The sequence below is a fragment of the Vibrio rumoiensis 1S-45 genome (assembly GCF_000286955.2).
Lineage (GTDB): Bacteria > Pseudomonadota > Gammaproteobacteria > Enterobacterales > Vibrionaceae > Vibrio > Vibrio rumoiensis_A.
Genome location: NZ_AJYK02000057.1, coordinates 57,764 through 81,164 on the forward strand (window position 1 = coordinate 57,764; position 23,401 = coordinate 81,164).

Consider the following 23,401-nt stretch of genomic DNA (forward strand, 5'->3'; position numbering starts at 1 on the left):
CGGTAATTTTAAATTGCTGTGGGGATAATATTAATTTGACGCTGTCATTATCCTTTTAGATTGATATACAGTTGTTCAACTTTTACCCTTGCCCACTCAGTTTTGCGCAAAAACTTTAAGCTGGATTTAATGCTTGGATCGGAAGTAAAGCAGCGGATGTTGATCATCTGGCCGAGCTGTTCCCAGCCATAATGTTCAACTAATTCAGTTAAGAGTTTCTCAAGAGTAATGCCGTGTAGTGGGTTGTTGGTCTGAGACATAAGAAGCCTAAAATATTTGGAATAAGGGTCAGTATATCGCAATCTGACCCTAGACCCTTCTGATTATTCTTCCCACACCACCAATTTATCTTTTGGCCACGCTGCGCCAACTTCATTGTATTTCTTTTCTAGAATATGACGCTTAATTTTTAGCGTCGGTGTTAAAACGCCATTTTCAATCGACCAAGGTTCTTTCACCATAAGTACACCTTTGATCTTGGCGTGTGATTCAAGACCTGCATTAATTTGTTCTATGATCTTCGCCGTTTTACGTTCATATCGTGAGCGATCAAAGTTTTTGAAGGCATGGGGTATTACCAGTAGGATAGGTGCAGGTAATCCAAGGCCAATCAAACACATCATTTCTACCCTTGAGTGCTCAAAGATTTTCTTCTCAATCGGAACGGGTGAAACAAATTTTCCTTTAGCGGTTTTAAAGGTATCTTTTTTACGGCCTTCAATCGACAAGAAGCCTTCATTATCAATACTGCCTATATCACCAGTATGCAGCCAACCATCGCTATCAAACGATTCCGCTGTTGCTTCTGCATTTTTATAATAACCGGCAAACAAACCAATTCCTTTAACCATGATTTCTTGATCGTCGGCAATTTTGATATCAACCCCTGGGCCTGCCGCGCCAACTGTGCCAATTTTATCGGCGCGGAAAGGGTAATTTAATGTGCTGTAAGCGAAGGTTTCAGTCATTCCCCACGCTTCAGTAATATTCATACCCACGGTGCGATACCATTCAAGTAACGAAGGCGATATAGGTGCCGAGCCACAACCTAATACTCTGGCTTGATCAAGCCCTAATCCTGCAATGATTTTCTTTTTCACAATGCCATTGAGGAAAGGGATAGAGAGTAGAATGTTCAGTTTACGCTGCGGCATCTTATCTAAAATACGTTGTTGGAAAACCGTCCATAAACGTGGCACAGAAATAAATAATGTTGGTCTGTGTGCTTTCACATCATCAATGAAAGTATCAAGACTTTCTGCAAAGCCGGTGGGTACGCCACCGAGCACAGAGCTACCGAAAACATACACACGTTCAGTAATGTGAGCGAGAGGCAGATACGAGAAAAGCCTATCATTGCCTTGAAGGCCAATGTGTTCAACGATCTTAGAAGAACTCCAAGCAAATCCACCATAAGTCAGCATGGCACCTTTAGGTAGGCCGGATGTTCCCGAGGTATAAACAATCGACATTAATGTGTCGTGGTGATGTTCAGGGCGTTCTTCACTTGCAGGGTGGCTATCGACGAGCTCATCGAAGCGATGCTGACAGGTTGGGACGCCAGCATAAGGTAAGCTAATTGAAATCAATTCTGGGTGTTTATTTAAAACTTCAATGGTGGCTTTATCATCATCAAGTTTACCAACAATAACGGCTTTTGCTTCACTGTGTACGAGGCAATGTTCAATAGTTTCACTGCCTGCAGTTGGGAAAATAGGTACGCTAATATAGTCGCCAAGCATTAATGCTAAGTCAGTAATAAACCATTCTGCACAGTTTTTAGATAGCAGAGCAATTTTGTCTCTTGGCTGTAATCCAAGGCCTCGTAGGGCAGAAACCAAACGTAATGCTTGATCCGCAACTTCAGAGAAGGTGAATTCTTTAATTTCACGGTTAATCGGTTGCGTCAGATAAACGGCATTAGGTGTCTCTTGCGCCCATTTTAAAATCATTTCATGAGGTAAAGTTAACGGCTGCATTGGCTGTTGATTTGTTTTATTCATAATTCACGCCCTGGTTACATTTCATTAACATATTTAGCCTGTTCCTATAAAAAGCACAATAGATTGAGGTACAACCAGTTTAATAGTGTGAACTGGAACCACTCTGAGTTTGTAAACAATTATGTCAATAAGGAATTGGAATAATGAAAATTTTTGGATGTAATGAAATGGACGCGCTTCCAATGCCTTATTGTTTCAGTATAGCCGTATTTCATTATTTCACCTTTAAGTGATTGTTAATAAAGCACCTAATAACATAAAGCCGATGACAAGCAATAAAATGGGACATTTGAATCTTCTTAAAATAAATAACCCCAGAATTATCGAAACTATATCAATCGTTTGCTCGACCGCTGTGACAAATACCGGTTGATATAGCGCGGCGAGTAGTAAGCCCACAACAGAAGCATTGATGCCGCCAATCGCACTCGATAATACTGGTTTGTTTGCAAGGGTTTTCCAGTGACCAAGAAAAACAATTACCAGCAAAAAACCGGGTAAGAAGATAGCTAAGGTTGCGATTAAAGCGCCTAATATTGGGGTGTTTGGTAGCAAGAAATAGCCAAGGTATGTTGCTAGGGTAAACATAGGGCCGGGGACGGCTTGAGCGGTAGCATAACCGGTTAAAAATTGCTCGGAGGATATCTGCCCTTGCAAGCTATTTACCGAATCTAATCCGCTTTGTAATTCTAGATTACTTTGTAATAAAGGCAGAACCACATGCCCGCCACCAAATACTAAGCTGCCAGTTTGGAAAAATTCAGAAAATACCTTAAGAGTGACATTCAGATCGCCAAACCAAGGGAGAATGAAGAAGAAAGATAAGAATAAACCTCCCGCTACCCACTCTTTATATGAGGTGTTTGAGTGGCTTGGTAGTGAGCTTGGCGTTGTCGGTGATTGTTTATCCGGTATCCACCGCGCGCCAACAATGGCTGCAATGGTTAAACTGATCAGCTGGCTTGCGACACTCGGGAGCAATAAGATAAAGCAAGCCGTCATAACACACAAAGTTGTGGTGAGTTTGGTTTGGCAGAAGTTGCGATACATACTGAACGTGGCATCGGCAACCACCACCACTGCCAGCAGTTTTAACCCATGAATTATGCCTTCAAAAATATCATTATTTAAGAATGCAGAGCTTAAACTGGCCGCCATGACCATGAGAAGAATCGACGGTAAGGTAAACCCTAAAAAAGCGCAGATACCACCTAAAACGCCTGCTCTTTGATAGCCGATGGCAAATCCAATTTGGCTTGAACCGGGGCCAGGAAGAAACTGGCTTAACGCAATTAATTGTGCGTAATCTTCTGAGCTAAGCCATTGACGTTTTTCAACGAACGCAGAACGAAAATAGCCAATGTGAGCCGCAGGACCACCAAAACTGATGCAACCGAGAAAGAAAAAGGTTTTGAATATGAGGAGCATGAGTTAGCAGTAACCTAAAAAGCAAAAGAGAGTATTTCACCAAGTTTAGGTTACATTTTAATTAACGATCCTAATGTTTATGAGCGTTGGCTACATTGCCAAACTCTTGCAACATTCTCGGCTAAGTTCGCCATGTTCACACCGGCTTCTTCAAATGCGGTGGAAAGATCGAATGGGCGAGGGGTAGCGGCAAAAACGGCATCAATACCATGTTCATAAACCGCTTGGTAGTTATCGCCTAAACCACCGGCTAATGCAATAACCGGTAAATTGAATGCTTTGGCAGCTTGAGCAACCCCGACAGGCGTTTTACCGTGTGCGCTTTGCCAGTCGATTCTCCCTTCCCCAGTAAACACCAGATCCGCGCCTTCTAAATGCCTATCAATAGCTAATGTTTCCAATACAATTTGAATGCCCGGTTTTAAGGTGGCGTTGGTAAAACCTAAAAAGGCAGCGCCTGATCCGCCGGCTGCTCCTGCGCCTGCAATGTTTTTGATGGATTTTCCCATTAATGCTTCAACTAAATCCGCATAATGATTTAAAGCGTCATCTAGCAGTTTTGTATCTTCTTCTGTTGCGCCTTTTTGTTTACCAAAAGTGGCGGTCGCGCCGTGCTCTCCACATAATGGATTATCAACATCGCAAGCGATCACAATGTCACAATTTGCCAAGCGTGGATCAAGTTGGTGAGCGGATAGGCTTTCGATCTTGGTTAATCCGATCCCATTGCCTGAAATAGCGTTTTCTTGCTTATCTAAAAATTGAACACCTAACGCTTCTAGCATCCCCATGCCTCCATCATTGGTGGCGCTGCCGCCTAAACCAATAATGAGCTTGGTTGCCCCTTGATTTAAGGCATGTGAAATAAGCTCACCAGTCCCAAAGCTGCTGGTGGCTTTAGGATCACGTTTGGCGGGAGGGACATGATGTAAACCGCTGGCGGCTGCCATTTCAATCACCGCAGTATGTGCATGTTCGCCGCCCAATCGCCCATAGAAAGCCTCAACGGTGTCACCCAATGGTCCTTTCACTTGGCATTCAATGATCGCTCCATTGGTCGCATCGACCAGTGATTGCACCGTACCTTCACCTCCATCGGCAACTGGAATATGAACAAATTCGGCATCTTGCCATACTCTAACCAAACCGTTTTCAATGGCTTGGCAAACTTGTTTGGCGGTTAAGCTTTCTTTAAATGAATCGGGAGCGATGATGATTTTCATAAGGTCACCTAATGATTGCGATAGCGAGAAAGTACTTTACTGAGTATGGCGAAATTTACGCAATACTGCCTCGGGCAACTGACTCAATATGGGGGTTGAATAATGGTTTTTTTTTGTTCGAATGAACAATTTCTAATAGATGGTTAACCCAATGTATAATTCGACTAACCCGGTAAAGGTGTGTGGCGATATATGGGTTATTTGTTCAATTTTGTCTAGGCGATAACGCAGTGTGTTACGGTGAATATAAAGGCTGTCAGAGCACGATTTTAAATTGCCTTGATGCTCAAATAAGCACTGTAAGGTTTTCATCAGTTGCCCTGATTTATCTTGTTGCTTGAGTTTGTTAACGGATTGGCTTAATTGTGCGCTTTGCCAATTATCAGCAAGAGGCGATAAAAGAACTGGAATGCGAAAGTCTGAAAACACATAGCTAGTTTGATTTGGCCGTTGTCGCTTACCAAGTAGCATGACTTGTTTGGCACTTTGATATGAAAGCGGGATATCTTTTGGGTGAGGGAAGCTCTGCCCTAAAGAAATACGTATATCGTTTATATTGTGATGAGATAAATGCTGACTAAAACGTTGAATGAGTTTATTTAGCGTAGGTTTTAACTGTGTTTCATGATCGACATTTTTTGTATTAACCATGCTTAACACGACTATCTGATCCATTGAAATAACGGCGATCAGATCATCGTGTTGTTGGCGTTCTAGCGTATCAACGATTTTTCGAACATGTGCGAATTGATTTTCGGTGTGAGATTCAATCTCAACAATGATTGCCACTCTGGGCATGGATAAATCAATCGAAAGGCGATGCGCCCATTCCTGCAGCGCAGGCTCGGCAAGTTCATCGTTAACCCAAGCGGAAATAAACTCCTCAACATGGCGTTTATCCCATTGTAATTGTTCGATAAGCAATGAGCGTTCAATGAGCATCTCAGAGGTCATTTTTACCAGCTCAGCGTAGCTACGAATGATGTCCGGATCGCCTGTTATGCCGACCACACCAATAATAGTATGATTGTGCTGTAGCAGTAGATTAATACCGGGCTTCACGCCTTTTAGCGATTGGTTGCTTTGTTGGCTGATCTCAACCGTATCGCCATGCTGCAGAGCGAGTATAGCACCATCATGCATTTGCCCAATTCGCTCAGGCTCTCCACTGCCAATAATGACACCACTTTTATCCATCACGTTAATGTTCGTACCGATGATCGCCATTGTGCGATTTACGATTTCTTGTGCGAGAGCAGCGTCTATATACATGGTTCTACCTTATAAACATAAAGTGACATTGAGAGTGGCCTTCCAATATCAGATTAACTTATGTCCATAAAGGTTGTTAGCAAGTTGGCTTTAAATTGTGAGTTTGCACAATTTATGCGAGTTGTATTAAGAAACCAGTTGAAAAGCTTGTTTTAAGCGTAATAGATAAGATTCATCTCGGCAGATGCTTTTTCCCGGTTCGTCAGAAATTTTTGCTACCGGCTTTCCTTGGCACGAAGTGAGTTTAAGCACAATATTCAAACTTTCCACTTCAGGAAGATCGCAAGTCAATTTAGTACCAATCCCAAAGCTGGTTTTAATACGACCTAGAAAGTGTTGGTAGATCTCAACGGCCTTAGGCAAAGACAAACCATCGGAAAAAACCAGAACTTTGGACTTTGGGTCAATACCAAGTTTTTGATAATGGGCGATGGCTTTTTTCCCCCAAGCGATGGGATCACCACTGTCATGGCGTAAGCCAACAAAAGTATTGGCAAGGGCAGGAGTAAAGTCTCGTAAAAAGGAATCCATGTTAATGCAGTCGGTTAACGCGATACCCAATGAATCAGGGTATTCTTTGAGCCAAGTTTGTAAGGCAAGGTGTTGAGAATCGGCTAATTCACCAGAGAGTTGTTGGTGCGCTTGAAACCATTCATGGGCCTGAGTACCCACTGGATTAAGCCCTTTTTTGTAGGCTAAATAGTAGTTAGAGGTACCATCAAATTGTGGGAAATACTCAATCAATTGTTCAATGATATTATGCTGTACTTGCTTAGAAAAACGGCGACGAGTGCCAAAATCAATTAACGAAAACTGGCTCATGTCCAAGGTGGGGTAAGCGGCATGTAATTGATTTAATTTACGGTGTAATACTTGGCAAGCTTGCTCTGCGGTGGCCGTTGGGTAAATAGTGCGCCCACGAATCTCACTGATCATTGCCAATAATGGTACTTCCCACAAAATGACATCTAGCCATTTCCCTGAAAGAGTAATGGTCAGTTGATCGCCATTATTACTTAGTTCTATATTATTTTTATTGAAACGAAAGGTGGCTAAGTAGCTAAGGTAGTCTGGTTTAAAAAAAGGCAAACTGGCGAGGTAATCCAATTCACTTTGCTTAAAGGACAGATGACATAAATGCTCAATTTGAATAATGAGATCATCTAAGTACGGACGTAAATCTTCTTGGCTACGGCAATGAAATTCGGCCACAACATCAACATCTGGATATTGATGAAAGACCGCTTGCTGCATGTGCAGTTTGTACGCGTCGGTATCAAGTAAAGAGTTAATGATTGGTGTGTGGTTGGTTGGATTCAACTGAGTCATAGCAAGCTTCAAATAACAATAATTTGAGTATTTTACCTGACATCCTTATAAATAGGAAAAATCGAACGATTGATCGCAGGCGTTAGATTAATGAGTATTTGGCCTATCATGATCTAAAAGCTATTGGCCTATGGTGATCCTTCCTTGCTTTAGATATAAAAAATCCCGCCAGAATTGACGGGATTTCAAATGGTTAGAATGTTCAGCTTATTTTAATCTTAGCTTTTGAGTTATTGTAATCCCAAAGCCTATTCCCTGTACCAAGCCCAAAAATGAGCAAGTAAATTGCACAAAGGGATCACGGTTCTAGTTGTTTGAGTGCAACTCGCTGTTTAACTCAACCGCTGATTTATTGGTTAAGCATTCAATCTTGCCTGTCACTGAATTGCGACGGAACAATAGGTCTGATTTACCAGAAAGGTCGCGTGCTTTTGCAACTTCGACTTCATTGCCAGAGGCATCTAGCATAGTCACTTTTGTGCCTGCGGTAATGTATAAGCCAGATTCAATCGTACAGCGATCGCCCAGTGGGAAACCAAGGCCAGCGTTGGCGCCTAGTAAGCTGTTTTCACCAATCTTGATGACCACTTTACCACCACCTGAAAGGGTACCCATGATAGAAGCGCCACCACCGATATCAGAACCTTCACCGACTAAAACGCCAGCAGAAATACGACCTTCCACCATGCTCACACCTTCAGTGCCTGCATTGAAGTTGATGAAGCCTTCATGCATAACTGTTGTGCCTTCGCCCACATGTGCGCCAAGACGAACACGAGAAGTGTCGGCGATGCGTACGCCAGTAGGGACAATGTAATCCACCATTTTAGGGAATTTATCCACACAATCGACCGTTAAAATTTCGCCATTTAAGCGAGCTTGAATTTGACGAGAAGCTAGCTCAGGTAAATCGATAGGGCCTTGGTTAGTCCATGCAATGTTGTGCAATAAGCCAAAGATGCCATCTAGTACGATGCCGTGTGGCTTGGCTAAACGGTGTGAAATTAATTGCAGTTTAAGGAAACCTTCAGCGACTGATGTTGGTTGCTCATCGCTAGCAAGCACAACTAATACCAACGGCTGAGAAGATTGCGCTGCTTTTTCAGCAAAATCTGCATTGGCTACATCTGCATTAGCAGCGAAAGCGGTAGAAAGTTCACCTGCGATTTCAGGGCTTATTTCAATCGCTTGGTTGCCTTCAGAGTAGCCCGATACTTGAGCAACAGCAGCCACTAAAGCGTCTGATGGATTAATGATTGGGCTTGGGAAAAAGGCTTCGATGATTTTACCGTCGCGGTTTTTGGTTGCGGTGCCGAAGGCAAGTGCGAAATTGGCCATTTAAAAGATATCTCCATATAAAAATAGTGGGTAAAGGTCAATAAAACTTACCCATTGAATGTCAAACTGTTATCCCAATCATAATGATTGCGTGCCTGAGTGAAAAGGCTTGAAGTGAAAATAATCGAAATTGAGAGAATTTATCCCAAATGTTTAGCTATGGCTCGATAAGTCTCTCGGGTGCCATGAGGCCAATGGGAAGAATCGTACGTCCTAATTCTTGATAAAGGATTTTCGCCACCGCTAAATAAAATGCACAACCACCACACACTAACCCCATTAAACTGGCTACAATTCCAATGCTTTCTATTGGAATAAATTGATGGAGTGCCAGTAAAAAGTACACCATGGCTAATGAGCTAAAAATAATAAAATCTAATCGGCTTAGTTGACGAGCAATCAGAGTCATACAACCAGTAAATAAACCCCATAAGATGAAATAGCATCCAACTAACCCAGTTGGCGCCGATTCCCACCCCAACTGTGGAAAAATAAGCAGGCTCACAAACGAAAGCCAATAGATCCCATAAGCACAAAATGTTACTCCAGAAAAGCTGCGCCCATTTTTGTACTCAAGTAAACCTACAAACAGTTGTGTTAGCCCACCACACAATAGTGCCATCGAAATAATTAAAGCGTTTAATGGTAACAAACTCAGACCATGCAGGTTAACGACAATACTGGTCATGCTAAAGCCCAATAATCCAAGTGGGCTGTAATCGATCTGAGGAGAAGCGGTCGGTAGTGTCATTATAAAGTGGTCAATGATTGAACAATGCTATTAGTAATACCACTGAAATCAAGAACTGTAAACATTGTATTCTTTATTGTGTACAATATTTCGATGCAGTGATAAAAAGGCTAGTAATGATGTATGGTCAAGTACTAGCCTAGAGTGTTGATATTTATAGATCGTTTTTCAACGCTAGAGAGCAATAGAAGGTGAAAACCTGTGACTTTAGGTGCGAATAGACAAAGCGAATTAAACTGCGTCTGCTTCGTCTTTAGGTTCTTCAGCCACGTCGGTTTTTTTCGCCTTCTTAGGCGTTGGTTTTCGTTTGGCGCCTAACGCGTATAGCACTTCTTCTTTATTCTGTGCAAGGTAAAGAGACAATTCTTCTTTCTTGTCATCTTCTTCAATGAGCTTGCTGTTTTCTAACAATGTGAAAAGCTCATCCGCCATATCTAACATCTTGTCATAAGCGTCAGCTTCAGCTTTGGAAGTGAAAGTCATCTTTTCTTCTCCGTTGCGTTCCACCACGTACTTGACGATTACAGCCATAGTTATCCTCGTGTGTGTTCTTGATATATTAATTTATTTTTATACAGGTATTTTCTTTGATTTCAATAACAACTAGTTATGTCTACGTTACTTTCAATGACCAATACTACCACATGTAATCTATTATCTTTTTATAATGGCAATGTTGATCTCACTTTAGATTGGCATTGCCTTTTGTTATCAACCTTACAATCGCCTTATTTTCTATTACCGATGAAGTTACTTGGGTATAGATATTTCCCAATCCGTACAAAACCTCATAAAGCTTTTTAATAAAGGGCTTTGATACTTTTCTTTGTGAACTAACAACCAGAAACGGCGCGACATATTCAATGGTAGTGATAACACCATGACACGGTTATCTTGAATGGCGGACTGGGCAGCTAATTGTGATAAACAGGCAAGCCCAAGATTGGCTGCGGTGGCATTTAAAATTGCTTCGGTGGTGTTGAGCTGAAAGGATTCCGTCCAAATTTCAATTCTTGGTGCGATAGTACGCAGGAAGAACTCACGAGAACCAGAACCAGCTTCCCTTAGAAGCCATTGGCTATTTTCTAAATCGGTGATGTGAATGTCTTTTTTGTTGGCTAAAGGATGATCCGTAGAGCAAACCACGCACATTTCATCTTGATTCCAAGGTTGCATGAATAGTTGATCAGATTGTATTTTCCCTTCGATTAATCCGATATCTAACTCGTAATCCATTAGCTTTTGGCAGATTAACGAGGTATTTGAAATAAATAAGCTTTGCTGTGTATGTTGCGATTCTTGGCGAAAATCGCGTAATAAATAAGGCACGACTTGGTTGCCTATGGTGTCGCTAGCCCCTATTTTTAATAGTCCATGTAACGCTTGTTCAGCTTGAAACATGTGGTGTAAATCGTCACTGCGGTGGAGTAATTCATCGGCAAGTGGCAATAAACGTTTGCCTTCTTGATTGAGTATTAAGCGGTTGTTTACGCGATCAAACAATACATGCCCAAGCTGCTTTTCCAGTTCACCTAAAGACAAACTTACAGCGGCTTTGGATAGAAACAGTTTTTCAGCCGAAGCGGTTAAGGTTTTATGTTGAGTAATGCTGGTGAAAACTTTGAGCTGTTTTAAGGTGATATTGGTCGCCATCAATAATTTCCCCAGGATGTTTTGCAATGAATGGAAAGTTGTTTAATTAAACTTGACGCTTGTTTTGTATAATTAGATATATCAAAACAATATGCAAGAATATAATAGCCTCATTAAGAAATGGTTGTTGTGAGGCAATGATGAAAAGAACAGTGAAAAGTATTGTCAGTGATATTCCTACGCCAATTGCTGGATTAGCGTTAGGTATCGCTAGCCTAGGGTGGAGTTGGGAAAATGCGGCTCCACTGCACGGTTATGGTCAATGGTTTGCCGCTGCCATTGCTTCGGTTGTTTTAGTGCTTTTGGCGGTTAAATTTCTTTTTCATCGTCAATTACTCGCACAAGATTTAGCGCACCCTGTCGTGGGAAGCGTTGTGCCTACTTTTGCTATGGCCACTATGGTGGTATCAAGTTCACTCGGTCATTTTTACCCGCAGATAGGAGACGCTTTGTGGCTGTTCGCTGTGGCTTTGCATATTGGTTTTTTGGTGACTTTTATTTATCACCGCGCCAAAGCATTTGAAGTACACCATATGGTGCCAAGTTGGTTTGTACCACCCATTGGTATCATCGTGGCGGATGTTTCTTTTTCAGGTAACCCGAGTTTAGTTTTGGTCGCGCAAGCGGTATTGATGTTTGGTATTGCCGCTTATGCCATTATGCTGCCTGTTATGATTTACCGTTTTATCTTCTGCCAACAAGTTCCAGATGCAGCTAAACCGACATTAGCGATTATGGCTGCGCCAGCAAGTCTTTCATTAGCGGGTTACTTAACCGTGGCTTCGGAACCTTCTATTTTATTGGTGATGGTGTTAATGACGATTGCGGTTTTGATGACAAGCTTGATCTACCTTTCATTTTTAACCTTATTGAAACTACCATTTAGCCCAGGCTACGCTGCATTTACCTTCCCAATGGTGATTGGAGCCACCGCTTTATTTAAAACCGCGCATTGGATGGCGAGTATTGATTTGTTAGCCGTGTATGCAAGCTCTATTTATGCACTTGCAGTGGTTGAGCTGGTGGTTGCAAGTATTGTTGTGGTTTATGTAGCTTACCGTTATTGGCTGTTTTTCAAGCCAAGCGGTGAGCTAAATCAAGCGGTGGTTGCGTAACAATCACAAGTAACCCGATAAAGTATTCAATCTAACTAAGCACTTATGCTAATCTGAATTTTACCTAAGCCCAGCAGCGTGAGTGCCTTGTGTTTACCCTCTACCATTCAAATCAAGTTGATGTATTAAAGTCTTTATTAGTCGAGCTGATTCGACTAAACCCACTTGAAAATCCTTTTGAAGCCGAGCAGATCTTGGTGCAAAGCCCGGGTATGTCTCAATGGTTAAAAATGGAAATGGCCAATGAATTTGGCGTGGCGGCTAATCTTGAGTTTCCTCTTCCTGCGACTTTTATTTGGAATGTATTTACCGATGTTTTAAGTGATGTTCCAAAACGCAGTGCATTTAATAAAGAAGCCATGACGTGGAAGTTAATGCACTTATTACCTCCTTTATTGGATACGCCAGAATTTTTGCCGCTTAAACGTTACTTGGAGGACGATGATGATCAATCCAAGCGTTATCAGCTTTCAGAGAAAATTGCGGATATTTTCGATGGTTACTTAGTGTATCGCCCTGAATGGATAGCCGCTTGGGAAGCCGGTGAAACGGTTGAGGAACTTAAAGGTGAACACCCTTGGCAGCCGATTTTATGGCAAGCATTGTATGATCAAACGGTGAGCTTAGGGCAATCGCCTTATCATCGCGCCAATTTATATGAACATTTTATTGATACGCTCGACAGCTTTGTCGGTAATTTGGTTGAAACGACTCATTTACCGAAACGTTTATTTGTATTTGGTATTACGGCTCTCCCTCCTCGTTATATGGATGCTTTGCATGCGCTAGGCGATCATATTGATGTGCATCTAATGTTCACTAACCCATGCCGTTATTATTGGGGAGATGTGCGTGACCGTAAATATTTATCTAAATTAGCGGCTCAAACTCGTCAGCACATGAGTTGGGTGGAAGATCATTCTGAATATACGGGTGATACAGCCTTACTTAAAGGGACGATTGAACAAAACGAAGTGCCTGAATATCTACAGCTTCACACTAAGGATGCCATCGGTAATAGCTTATTGGCCTCGATGGGGAAATTGGGGCGCGATAACCTGTATTTACTTTCGCAACTTGAAGCGAATGAGATTGATGCCTTTGTCGATATTGATAGCCAAGGATTATTACAACAAATTCAGGCAGATATTCTGGAATTGCGTGAGCATCAAGATGATCAACAATCATTGCATACCAGTGAATATAAGCCGGTTATTGAAGAAAATGACACTACTCTACAATTGCATATTTGCCATAGTCCAATGCGCGAAGTGGAAGTGTTGCATGATCGCTTGCTGGCCATGTTTGATGCCGATCCAACGCTCAAACCACGCGATATCATCGTCATGGTGGCAGATATCAATGCTTATAGTCATGCCATTCAAGCCGTCTTTGGGAATGCGCCGGGCGAGCGTTTTATTCCGTTCTCTATTTCCGATCGCAGTGTTGACCAAGAAAACCCCATTCTGCAAGCCTTTATGCGCTTGCTTTCTTTGCCTCGTCGTCGTTGCCAAGCTTCAGAGATCTTAGAATTATTAGAAGTACCCGCAGTGATGTCGCGTTTTGGTATGGATGATAAAGAATTTGAACGAGTATCGCTGTGGGTGCAGCAAGTTGGCATTCGCTGGGGGTTAGATGAAAATACGTCGCTCGATTTATCTTTACCACGCCAGCAACAAAATACGTGGTTATTTGGTATTGAACGGATGTTGCTTGGTTATGCCATGCCGGAAGAGCTAGGCTTATTTGAATGTGGTGATGAGATCATCGCCGCTTTTGATGAAGTTCAAGGAATGGACGCTGAACTGGCCGGTAAATTGGCTGAGTTTGTTCGTGCCTTGCAAGTTTACCGCGATCGTTTATCCCACACCCATACCTTTAATACTTGGCAGAACTATCTATTGGAATTGCTAGAGGACTTCTTCGTTGTTGATTTAGAAGGGGAGGTGGTCCTGGGTTCAATTCGTCAATGCTTGCATCAATTAAGTGAGCAATTGAAAGATGCGGCAATCGGTACTAATGAAGAATTCTCTCCTAAAGTGCTTGAGCAGTATTTGCAAAATCATCTATCGAATGCCCGAGTTAGTCAGCGCTTTTTAGCCGGACAAGTGAATTTTTGTACCTTAATGCCGATGCGTTCAATACCTTTCAAAGCGGTATGTTTACTCGGTATGAATGATGGTTTATATCCAAGAACGGTTGCCCCTGAAGGGTTTGATTTAATTAATGGCCGAACTCGAGCCGGTGACCGTTCACGCCGAGATGATGATCGTTACCTCTTTCTTGAAGCTTTATTATCTGCTCAGCAATATTTGTACATCAGTTATGTCGGGCGTTCTATTCAAGATAACAGCGAGCAAGAACCCTCGGTGTTAGTGGCAGAATTATTAGAATACTGCCAGCAAAACTATGCGCTAAAAGGGTATGAAAATCAGCCGAGTGATCAATCCGGACTCGCCTTGATTAACACTTTTACCCATGCGCATCCATTAGTGCCATTTAGTACTCGAGCATTTGATGGTCGTGATCATGCGCTTTCAAGTTATGCCAAAGAATGGCTTCCAGCCGCGAAGCAATCAGACTTAGAGGTAAACCCGAGTGATGCACCTGATGATGCTATCCAAGCCTTCTTTCATCAACCATTAGAGCCATATCTAGCTCAATTGGAATTAGACAGTTCAGGCTATTACCCGCTCGAATTACACGATCTGCAACGTTTTTGGCGTTTACCTGTGAAATATTTCTTTAACCGTCGATTAAAAACGTATTTCGACAGTCATCAGGTGATGTCGGCTCAGATTGATGATGAACCGTTTTTGGTTGCAGGATTAGAGAAGTATCAATTTGGTGAACAGCTTTTATCTCATTGGCTCAATATTTCAACCCAGCCTTGTTTAGCAGAATTTGACCAAACGGCACAAGCGTTTATAAAACAGCAGCACGCGCAAGGACAATTGCCGATCGCCAGTTTTGGTGACTTAGCGGCGGATAGTTTATTAACCAGTGTGAAGCCATTGGCAGAAGCTTTGTTACCTTGGGTAGAGAACCCAAATTCAGACTTAGAAGTCATTCTAGATTTTGAATTGAATATAAGCGGGAAAACTCAAGCTCATCGTTTATCTGGATGGCTCACTGGCCACTACCAAAATGGGTTGGTGCGTTACCGAAATGGTGGTGTGCATAGTGTCAATTTACTGAGTAACTGGATTGAGCACTTGTGTTTTAACGCAATGGGGCACCACAAATCGACTCAGCTTTTTGGTACGAGTAAAGGGCAAGTTCAGCATATCCAACTGCAAGCACTGGATCAGCTACAAGCAAAGCAACACTTACAAACCTTAATTGAATTGTATTATCAAGGAATGGATTCACCGCTCTGGTTTGCACCTAAAACGGCCTTTGCAGGTATAGAGCAAGGTTATGATAAATATGGTGCGTGGGTTGGGTTTGAAGAAAACGAAGAAGGCCGAGAGGCGAAAGATAGCGCGCTGAATGCTATGTCGAAATGTTTTCATGATAGTTTCGGAAGCCCTGTATTGGGCGAAGGTCGAGAGACTTATATTCAACGAGTATGGAAAAAGTGGACGGACAATGCCGGGTTAGCACTATTGGATTGCGCACAGCAGATTCTAAAGCCATTGCTTGATCACTGTAAAGATGCCAATTCGTCAGAAGAGAGTAATGAACAGTAAAGAATTCGAAGAATAAAAAGAAAAGGCCGCCAGCAAATCGTTATCGTGTAGGGTGTTCGCTGGTCGGCCGAGGGTCGAGGAGACCGTTGTTTCTCATTATTATTTTGATTTGGTAATGTTGGTTTGCATCGAATGATTGAGTGAACTCTAATTAGTCTTGATGCGGCACGGATAGTAAGACGAAGTGAATTAAAAAAATGTGAGTTGATTCTCACATTGTGTTTCAAACTCAGTCAAAGCCAAATATCTGGCTGAAAGTGAGAATCGACTCACGAAAAAATCGGCTAAGCTCACGTTTAAACAGGATAAAAATCGATGGCGCAAACACTGAACAGTATGACTTTTCCACTGCATGGGGCGAGATTAATTGAAGCATCGGCCGGTACCGGAAAAACGTTTACCATTGCGGCATTGTATCTACGTTTATTACTTGGGCATGGTCGAGATGGCGCAGCACATCAACAACCTTTAACGGTCGACCAAATTTTAGTGGTGACCTTCACCGAAGCGGCAACTGCTGAACTACGGGGTCGAATTCGACGCCGTATCCATGAAGCTCGAATTGCATTTGCGCAAGGTGAAACCAACGATCCGGTTTTAGCGCCGTTATTAGCCAATGTTATAGCCAAAAGTGGCCAAAGAGAACTTGCGATTGAGACATTATTGCAAGCCGAACGGCAAATGGATGAAGCAGCGATATTTACCATTCACGGTTTTTGCCAACGTATGCTCACCCAAAATGCATTTGAATCAGGCAGTCGTTTTCAAAATGAATTTATTACCGATGAAAGCCAAATAAAACTGCAAGTTGTCAGTGATTATTGGCGTCGTCATTTTTATCCATTACCCAAAAGTTTAGCTGCCCAAATTCAAACGATCTGGAGCAGCCCTCACAGCTTGTTGTCTGAAATCGGCAATTATTTATCTGGGCCAGAATTATCGTTTCCAGCGATGAAATTGGATGTGGATTTAGTTGAGCTTCAACAGCAACACTTACAACGTCTTGAGAAGGTCAAAACATTATGGAATGAAAGCCGTCATGATATGTTTAGTTTGATTGATGGTTCAGGTATTAAACGCAATCCATACAATAAAACCCGTCTTCCTGCTTGGTTGGATGAAGTGCATCAATGGGCGCAAATGCCAACAACCGATGGTCAGATATCGGATAAATTAATCCGCTTTGCGCAAAGTACTTTAAATACCGCCACGGATACTAAAAAAGGCGATGTTGCTCAACATAAAGCTTTTGTTGCGATTGATGAGTTACTTGATAACCAGCCGAATTTTGAATTGATTTTTAAATACCAAGCGATTCGTGGCTGTCGGCAGCTGCTTGCACTAGCCAAAGAACAGCAAGGACAGTTGTCATTCGATGATTTATTAAGTCAATTAGAACGTGCGATAAATAGCGATAAAGATGGCCTGCTTACCGAGCGAATTCGCCAGCTTTATCCGGTGGCGATGATCGATGAATTTCAAGATACCGATCCTCAGCAATATCAAATTTTCCGTAATATTTATCTCAATCATGCTGACAATGGATGGTTCATGATCGGCGATCCCAAACAAGCTATTTATGGCTTTCGTGGTGCGGATATCTTTACGTATATTCAAGCGCGTAATGAAGTAAACGATCATTACACATTGGGAACTAACTGGCGATCCAGCTCTGCTATGATCGACGGTGTGAACCAGATTTTTAGCTTTGCAGAACGCCCATTTCTTTATGATGAGGATATTCCCTTTTTGCCCGTTAATGCCAGTGATAACGCGGACAACATGCATTGGTTATTAGAAGGGGAAGCGCAGAGCGCCATTCAGTTTTGGCTACATGAAGATGACACTCATTTGCCGGTTTCTAGTGGCGATTATAACCAAGCGATGGCAAGCCACACCGCGCATCAAATCCATCGTATTTTATCGGCATCTCAAAGCAATCAAGCGGTATTTATTGATAAAAAAGGTAGAGAAAAAGCCATTCAAGCCAGTGACATTGCGGTGTTGGTTCGAACTGGCCGAGAAGGCAAGCAAATCAAACAAGCACTAGCGAAACAAGGGATTGCCAGTGTGTATTTGTCGAACCGTGACAGTGTGTTTGGTAGTGACGTTGCAAGTGATGTGCTCCGTTTGCTAGTAGCTGCATCTAACCCGAGTGATGAAGGCGCTTTACGAGCAATTCTTGCCAGTGATGTATTTGCTCTTAATGCTCAAGAACTTGACCGGTTTAATACTGATGAAAATGCATGGGAAAACGTGGTCAACGAATTTGAAAGTTATCATGCATTGTGGTTACAACGTGGTGTACTGCCGATGATCCGCGCGGTTATCAGTCAGCGTCATATTGCCGAACGTTGGTTGATGGAAATCAATGGAGAGCGCAAGCTTACTGATCTATTGCATTTATCCGAATTGATTCAGCAAGCGAGTTTAACGTTAGAGGGTGAAAATGCACTGATCCGTTGGTTAGGCGAAAACATCGAGCAACCTGATGGTGAGATAGGCGATCAAACTCAACGTTTGGAATCTGAGCGTAATTTGGTGCAAATCATCACTATTCATAAATCAAAAGGTTTGGAATACGATTTAGTCTTCTTGCCATTTACGAGTAATTTTAGAGCCGCGAAAGTGGCGAAGTATTATCAAGAAGACAAAAAACAAACAGTGTTGGATCTCTCTAAGCCAGATGAAGGCTTATCTCTGGCTGAAAAAGAGCGTTTAGCTGAAGATCTCCGTTTGTTGTATGTAGCGTTAACTCGGGCGGTATACGGCTGTTTTATTGGTATAGCGCCATTGAAAAAAGGCAATTCGAAAAAAGATGAATCGACTGCTCATCTAAGTGCATTAGGCTGTTTGTTGCAAAATCATCAAGCGTCGCCAGCCTCAGGTTTAAAGGCAGGGTGTGAGTCGTTGTTAAAGAAAGCATCAAGCATGTTAATTGCAGCTGAGCCTGCAATCCCGTCGCAACCTTATGTCCCGAGTGTAGAACAAAAGTTGAGTTTGAAAGCACTTGAATTGAAGGCAGCCATTGATCGCTCATGGCGCATGACCAGCTATTCGAGCTTGATAAAACAATCACATCAACCTCATGGGCATCAAGTTTTTGATGTTGCAGTTGATGTTGAATCTAACATCGACAGTGATGCTCAAGATGACAACGCTGTCAGCTCGGCATCTTCTATTGCGATGGAGGTTGGTAGTGACGTATTGGGCGATGAAATGACCGGTAGCGAAATGCTAGAGGCGAAAAACGTAGATCCATGGAACATGTTTGAATTTCCAAGAGGCGCGAGACCCGGTACATTCTTACATACTATTTTTGAAGAAATTGAATTTACCCAAGCTGCTACGAGCTCTAGTAATACTGAAGTGATTACTCAGCTTTTGGAGAAAGAAAAATACGATTTACAGTGGTTACCTGCTATTCAAAATATGGTCGATCAGGTTTTAAAGACCCCATTAGATAGCCATGATTTACGGCTTGGAACGAAAGGGCCAAAGCAGCGTTTAGTGGAGATGGAGTTTTTATTGCCAGTAACATCATTAATGGCCAGTTCGTTAAATAAGCTGATAAAAACGCATGATGAGCTATCCAGCGTTGCGGGCGATCTGGATTTTTATTCGGTAAAAGGCATGCTGAAAGGCTTTATTGATCTCGTGTTTGAGCACCAAGGTAAATATTATGTTTTAGATTGGAAATCGAATCATTTAGGCTCGAATGTCGAGGATTACCATCTTGATAATATAAAACAAGCGATGGTGGATCATCGTTATGATTTTCAGTATCAAATTTATGCGCTCGCACTGCATCGATTTTTACAAAGCCGAATTGCCGATTATGATTATCAGAAGCATTTTGGAGGGGTGTATTATCTGTTCTTGCGTGGGTTTTCTTCACAAGAAGCTCAAGGGTTTGAAAGTGATGAACCAGAAAATAGCCATGCTCAGTATGGAATTTTTTCGGCTAAACCAAGCCAAAGTTTCTTGCAAGACTTTGACCGTTTACTTGATGGGGAGCGTGTGTAATGTCAAAAATTAACACCTCTGAAAGCCTCATGGAATCATCGCTCGCTACCGCTCAATCGTCGCGCTCAATCCCCGCTTCTTTTGGATTATTAAAAGAGTTGCAATCTGCAGGTGGGTTACGCGCAATTGATGTGCAATTTGGATTGTTTATTTACCAACAGCAATGCCGAGCTAGTCGTGATCAAGATAATTCAGTTCACGAACTCGCCGAGCATATCGGGGTTTTGGCTTGTTTGCTGAGCTATGAATTTGGGTTGGGGCATATTTGCATTGATGTGAATAAGGTTTCTATCCATGAGATGTTATCGCTTAAATATTGGTTAAAAATACATTCAAAATGGTCTGATAAATACGCCACTACCTTGATGCAATGGCAACAACTTGATTGGAAAGCCATCTGTTTAAAGTCTGATCTCGTTGCAAATGCAAATGGCTCGACCGCACAACCTTTGGTTTTAGACGGTGACCGAGTTTATATGACTCGCTATTGGCATTATGAAATGAAAGTTGCTGCAGGATTTTTGCAAAGAGCGAAGCCGGTGTTGTATTCATCTGATAAAAAACAAGCAATGAGAAATACGTTAGACCGTCTTTTTGCTCGTGAATATTCCTACCTTTGGATGGCATTATCCCAAATCGACTTGGATAATATTCAAGATCGTCGACGTGCAATGTGCGAATCGCTGGATGTTGAAATAACCGATAACTTAAATTGGACAGAAATAGATAACGCTTTAGCTTCTGCCCGTTGCGTGAATGATCTCGCTCTTTTGGATTCATTGGTACCCATGTCTGCCTGTTTAAACTGGCAAAAAGTCGCTGCAGCAGTAGCATTAACTCGTCAATTCTCAGTGATTTCAGGTGGTCCGGGGACGGGGAAAACAACCACAGTAGCCAAGTTACTTGCCGCGCTAGTCACTCAATCTCAAGATGAAGCGACCACGCCGATCATTAAGCTGGTGGCACCGACGGGTAAAGCTGCGGCCCGGCTAACGGAGTCGATAGGCTTAGCGATTGACCAATTGCCAGTTGACCCTAATATCAAAGCTAAAATGCCAAGACAATCAAGTACGATCCATAAGCTGCTTGGTGCTCGAGCTAATACTGTTCAATTGAAACACAATAGGCTAAACCCGTTACACGTTGATATCTTAGTGGTCGATGAGGCTTCTATGGTCGATTTGCCTATGATGCACCGATTACTCGATGCGTTACCAAAGCATGCTCGTCTTATCTTGTTAGGAGATAAAGATCAGTTAGCTTCGGTTGAAGCTGGTGCGATATTGGGTGATATTTGCTCTTTAAGTCAAACCGAATACCAAGCTGAATACGCAAAGCAGTTAATAGATATTACTGGATTTCAATCGTTCCAATCATCAACGAAAAGCAATGATATTGCCGACAGCTTATGCATGCTAAGAAAGAGTTATCGTTTCCATGCTCGTTCGGGGATCGGCAAGTTAGCCAAAGCGATTAATGAGGGTGATGTCGCACAAGTCTCCGCAACTTGGCTGCAAGGTTTTAATGATATTCACCTTCATCCATTAATCGCACCAAACCTGCAAACGCCTCAAGAACTAGAAACCGCTCAAGCTGAATTACTCGGCTTAATGGTTGAAGGGTATCGCCCTTATTGCGAGACCATACGTTTGATAAAATCAGCATTATCTCAATTTCATGCAGAGCAGGCTCAAGCCGATTTATTTGCTGATATTGATGTTGAACCGTTAAGCAAAGCGCAGATGGAAGAAAAAGCTAAACAGGTGCTAAAGGCATTTTCTCAAACTCGTTTACTTTGCGCTGTACGTGAAGGTGAGCATGGCGTTGAAGGCATGAATCGTGCGATCGAGCATGCTTTAACGCAGAAGAAACATATTTCGCCTAAGCCAGGTGAGCTTTGGTATGAAGGGAGGCCGATAATGATCAGTCATAACGATTCGGCTCTAGGGCTACACAATGGTGATATCGGTATTTGTTTGTCAGACTTAAGCGAGGAAGACCCTCGATCGCGCGTGTATTTTGAAATGCCAGATGGACGTATCAAAGGTGTTTTACCAAGCCGAGTACCGCAGCATGAAACTGCTTTTGCGATGACAATTCATAAGTCTCAAGGCAGTGAGTTTGCTCATACCGTTTTATTGTTACCACCAAAAATGAATCGTATCCTCACGCGAGAGCTGATTTATACCGGTGTGACACGGGCAAAATCTCGCTTGGATTTATTTGCAAACCCTCACGTTTTGGCGCAAGGTGTTTCGATAAAAACCCTAAGAACGAGTGGGTTAAGTGAAAAGTTAAACCAAATCGTCAGGGACTAGAACGTAATATTGGAGAGGCAAAATGTTTTTTGGCAATGTTGAACGCTTAGAGTGGAGCTCAATCCTTCCTAAGCATTTTATTGAGTATATTAAGCAAGCTCAACACATAGCAGAAAGTAATGAAAATGGTCGATATGACATCGATGGCGATAAGGTTTTCTGCGTGATCATGACGCCAGAAACAGAGCCAAGAGAAGAGCGGAAAACTGAAATTCACCGTGACTATTTAGATATCCAACTCATTTTAGAAGGGGAAGAAACGTTCGGTTATTCAATCGAAACCCCTCAAGCATTATTGGATAAGCCTGAGTATACAAACGATGTATTACTGTTTAACGAAGTGGGAAATGAAAGCTTTATTTCGTTAAGAAGAGGCGATTTTATTATCTTTTATCCTGGCGAATCACACCGTCCACAATGCGCAACCAAAGAGCCGATGATGGTAAGAAAATTAGTGGTGAAAGTGCACCGCGATCTTATTTAGTAGATTGATTATGGTGACAGAAATATAAAGCACTCTTTACTTAATAGTAAGGAGTGCTTTTTCATTTAAGTAAGTGGAACGAATTAAAAACGTTCTTGAACTGAGGTTATTGAGTAATAAATACTTCTACACGACGGTTTTTAGAACGACCAGCTTCCGTTGTATTGATCGCGACAGGATTAGACTCACCTAAACCTTGAGTTGTGATACGTGAAGCATCAATACCTTGATATTCCAAATAATCTGCCACTGCTTCAGCACGCTTTTTAGATAACGTTACATTATAAGCCGCAGAACCTGTTGAATCAGTATGACCAACAATACGAGCTTTTAAGGTAGAATCGGCTTTGAGTGCTTCAAGAATACCTTTAGTTTGCACTTTTGCCGTTGAACTCATGGTTGCTGAGTTGGTTGCAAAGCTATTGGAATCATAAACAATCTGCGGTTTATCTGCGGCTAAAGCCAGTTCGGCAGCTTTGGCACGAGCTAAGGCAGCATCACGATCAGCTTGAGCTGTTTCTAATGCATCATCACAAGCATTATCAATGCAACTGTTGAATTCAGCCCAACCTGTTTTTGCACCTAGGTACAAACCAGAACGATCAATCGTCGTATCACTTGCTGTTGCTGATAGAGACAGCCCTAACAATGACATGGCAATAGTGGTATGTCAGATTGTTTTTTTCATATAAGACTCATTATTATTTTGTTAGTTAACCAACCTCTAGGACTGGCGCGATCTATAGTTAAAATAATGATTCTGAAGAAA

General features: G+C 42.2%; 16 protein-coding genes. 5 read left to right on the forward strand and 11 right to left on the reverse strand.

Annotated features, from left to right (window positions below; all coding sequences use genetic code 11):
- Nucleotides 1-47 precede the first annotated feature (47 nt).
- The 10 genes from A1QC_RS07350 to A1QC_RS07395 form a co-directional block, all read right to left on the reverse strand.
- The gene (locus A1QC_RS07350; protein WP_017023852.1) at nucleotides 48-260 is read right to left on the reverse strand and encodes a VF530 family DNA-binding protein; all 213 of its coding nucleotides are present in this window, start codon (nucleotides 258-260) and stop codon (nucleotides 48-50) included.
- Between the two features lie 63 nt (nucleotides 261-323).
- The gene (locus A1QC_RS07355) at nucleotides 324-2,003 is read right to left on the reverse strand and encodes an AMP-binding protein (protein WP_017023853.1); all 1,680 of its coding nucleotides are present in this window, start codon (nucleotides 2,001-2,003) and stop codon (nucleotides 324-326) included.
- 225 nt (nucleotides 2,004-2,228) lie between these two features.
- Nucleotides 2,229-3,431 (reverse strand): chromate efflux transporter, encoded by a 1,203-nt coding sequence (gene chrA, locus A1QC_RS07360; protein ID WP_017023855.1) that lies wholly within the window; start codon nucleotides 3,429-3,431, stop codon nucleotides 2,229-2,231.
- Nucleotides 3,432-3,508: 77 nt separating this feature from the next.
- Nucleotides 3,509-4,654: a glycerate kinase family protein gene (locus A1QC_RS07365; RefSeq protein WP_017023856.1), complete on the reverse strand. Its 1,146-nt coding sequence runs from the start codon at nucleotides 4,652-4,654 to the stop codon at nucleotides 3,509-3,511.
- Nucleotides 4,655-4,786: 132 nt separating this feature from the next.
- Entirely contained in the window at nucleotides 4,787-5,926 is a 1,140-nt protein-coding gene (locus A1QC_RS07370) for a sugar diacid recognition domain-containing protein (RefSeq protein WP_017023857.1), read from the reverse strand.
- Between the two features lie 126 nt (nucleotides 5,927-6,052).
- A complete protein-coding gene (pncB, locus tag A1QC_RS07375) occupies nucleotides 6,053-7,246 on the reverse strand; it encodes a nicotinate phosphoribosyltransferase (RefSeq protein WP_431305839.1) in 1,194 nt (397 codons plus the stop codon).
- Between the two features lie 315 nt (nucleotides 7,247-7,561).
- On the reverse strand, nucleotides 7,562-8,593 hold the full coding sequence (gene dapD, locus A1QC_RS07380) for a 2,3,4,5-tetrahydropyridine-2,6-dicarboxylate N-succinyltransferase (protein ID WP_017023859.1): 1,032 nt from the start codon (nucleotides 8,591-8,593) through the stop codon (nucleotides 7,562-7,564).
- Between the two features lie 157 nt (nucleotides 8,594-8,750).
- On the reverse strand, nucleotides 8,751-9,344 hold the full coding sequence (locus tag A1QC_RS07385; RefSeq protein WP_017023860.1) for an acetate uptake transporter: 594 nt from the start codon (nucleotides 9,342-9,344) through the stop codon (nucleotides 8,751-8,753).
- 231 nt (nucleotides 9,345-9,575) lie between these two features.
- Entirely contained in the window at nucleotides 9,576-9,875 is a 300-nt protein-coding gene (locus A1QC_RS07390; RefSeq protein ID WP_017023861.1) for a YebG family protein, read from the reverse strand.
- Between the two features lie 219 nt (nucleotides 9,876-10,094).
- Nucleotides 10,095-10,997 (reverse strand): LysR family transcriptional regulator, encoded by a 903-nt coding sequence (locus A1QC_RS07395; protein ID WP_017023862.1) that lies wholly within the window; start codon nucleotides 10,995-10,997, stop codon nucleotides 10,095-10,097.
- Between the two features lie 140 nt (nucleotides 10,998-11,137).
- Between A1QC_RS07395 and A1QC_RS07400 the strand changes: the two genes are divergently transcribed.
- The 5 genes from A1QC_RS07400 (at nucleotide 11,138) to A1QC_RS07420 (ending at nucleotide 22,632) form a co-directional block, all read left to right on the forward strand.
- Entirely contained in the window at nucleotides 11,138-12,112 is a 975-nt protein-coding gene (locus A1QC_RS07400) for a TDT family transporter (protein WP_017023863.1), read from the forward strand.
- 89 nt (nucleotides 12,113-12,201) lie between these two features.
- The gene (recC, locus tag A1QC_RS07405; RefSeq protein ID WP_017023864.1) at nucleotides 12,202-15,804 is read left to right on the forward strand and encodes an exodeoxyribonuclease V subunit gamma; all 3,603 of its coding nucleotides are present in this window, start codon (nucleotides 12,202-12,204) and stop codon (nucleotides 15,802-15,804) included.
- Between the two features lie 315 nt (nucleotides 15,805-16,119).
- On the forward strand, nucleotides 16,120-19,830 hold the full coding sequence (gene recB / locus A1QC_RS07410) for an exodeoxyribonuclease V subunit beta (RefSeq protein WP_017023865.1): 3,711 nt from the start codon (nucleotides 16,120-16,122) through the stop codon (nucleotides 19,828-19,830).
- Nucleotides 19,830-22,148, forward strand: coding sequence for an exodeoxyribonuclease V subunit alpha (gene recD / locus A1QC_RS07415; RefSeq protein ID WP_017023866.1), 2,319 nt, complete (start codon nucleotides 19,830-19,832; stop codon nucleotides 22,146-22,148). The genes recB and recD overlap by 1 nt, the downstream gene beginning before the upstream one ends.
- A 22-nt stretch (nucleotides 22,149-22,170) precedes the next feature.
- Nucleotides 22,171-22,632, forward strand: coding sequence for a YhcH/YjgK/YiaL family protein (locus A1QC_RS07420; RefSeq protein WP_017023867.1), 462 nt, complete (start codon nucleotides 22,171-22,173; stop codon nucleotides 22,630-22,632).
- 106 nt (nucleotides 22,633-22,738) lie between these two features.
- On the opposite strand, the gene A1QC_RS07425 is transcribed toward A1QC_RS07420, so the two are convergent.
- Nucleotides 22,739-23,287 (reverse strand): OmpA family protein, encoded by a 549-nt coding sequence (locus tag A1QC_RS07425; protein ID WP_017023868.1) that lies wholly within the window; start codon nucleotides 23,285-23,287, stop codon nucleotides 22,739-22,741.
- Nucleotides 23,288-23,401 lie beyond the last annotated feature (114 nt).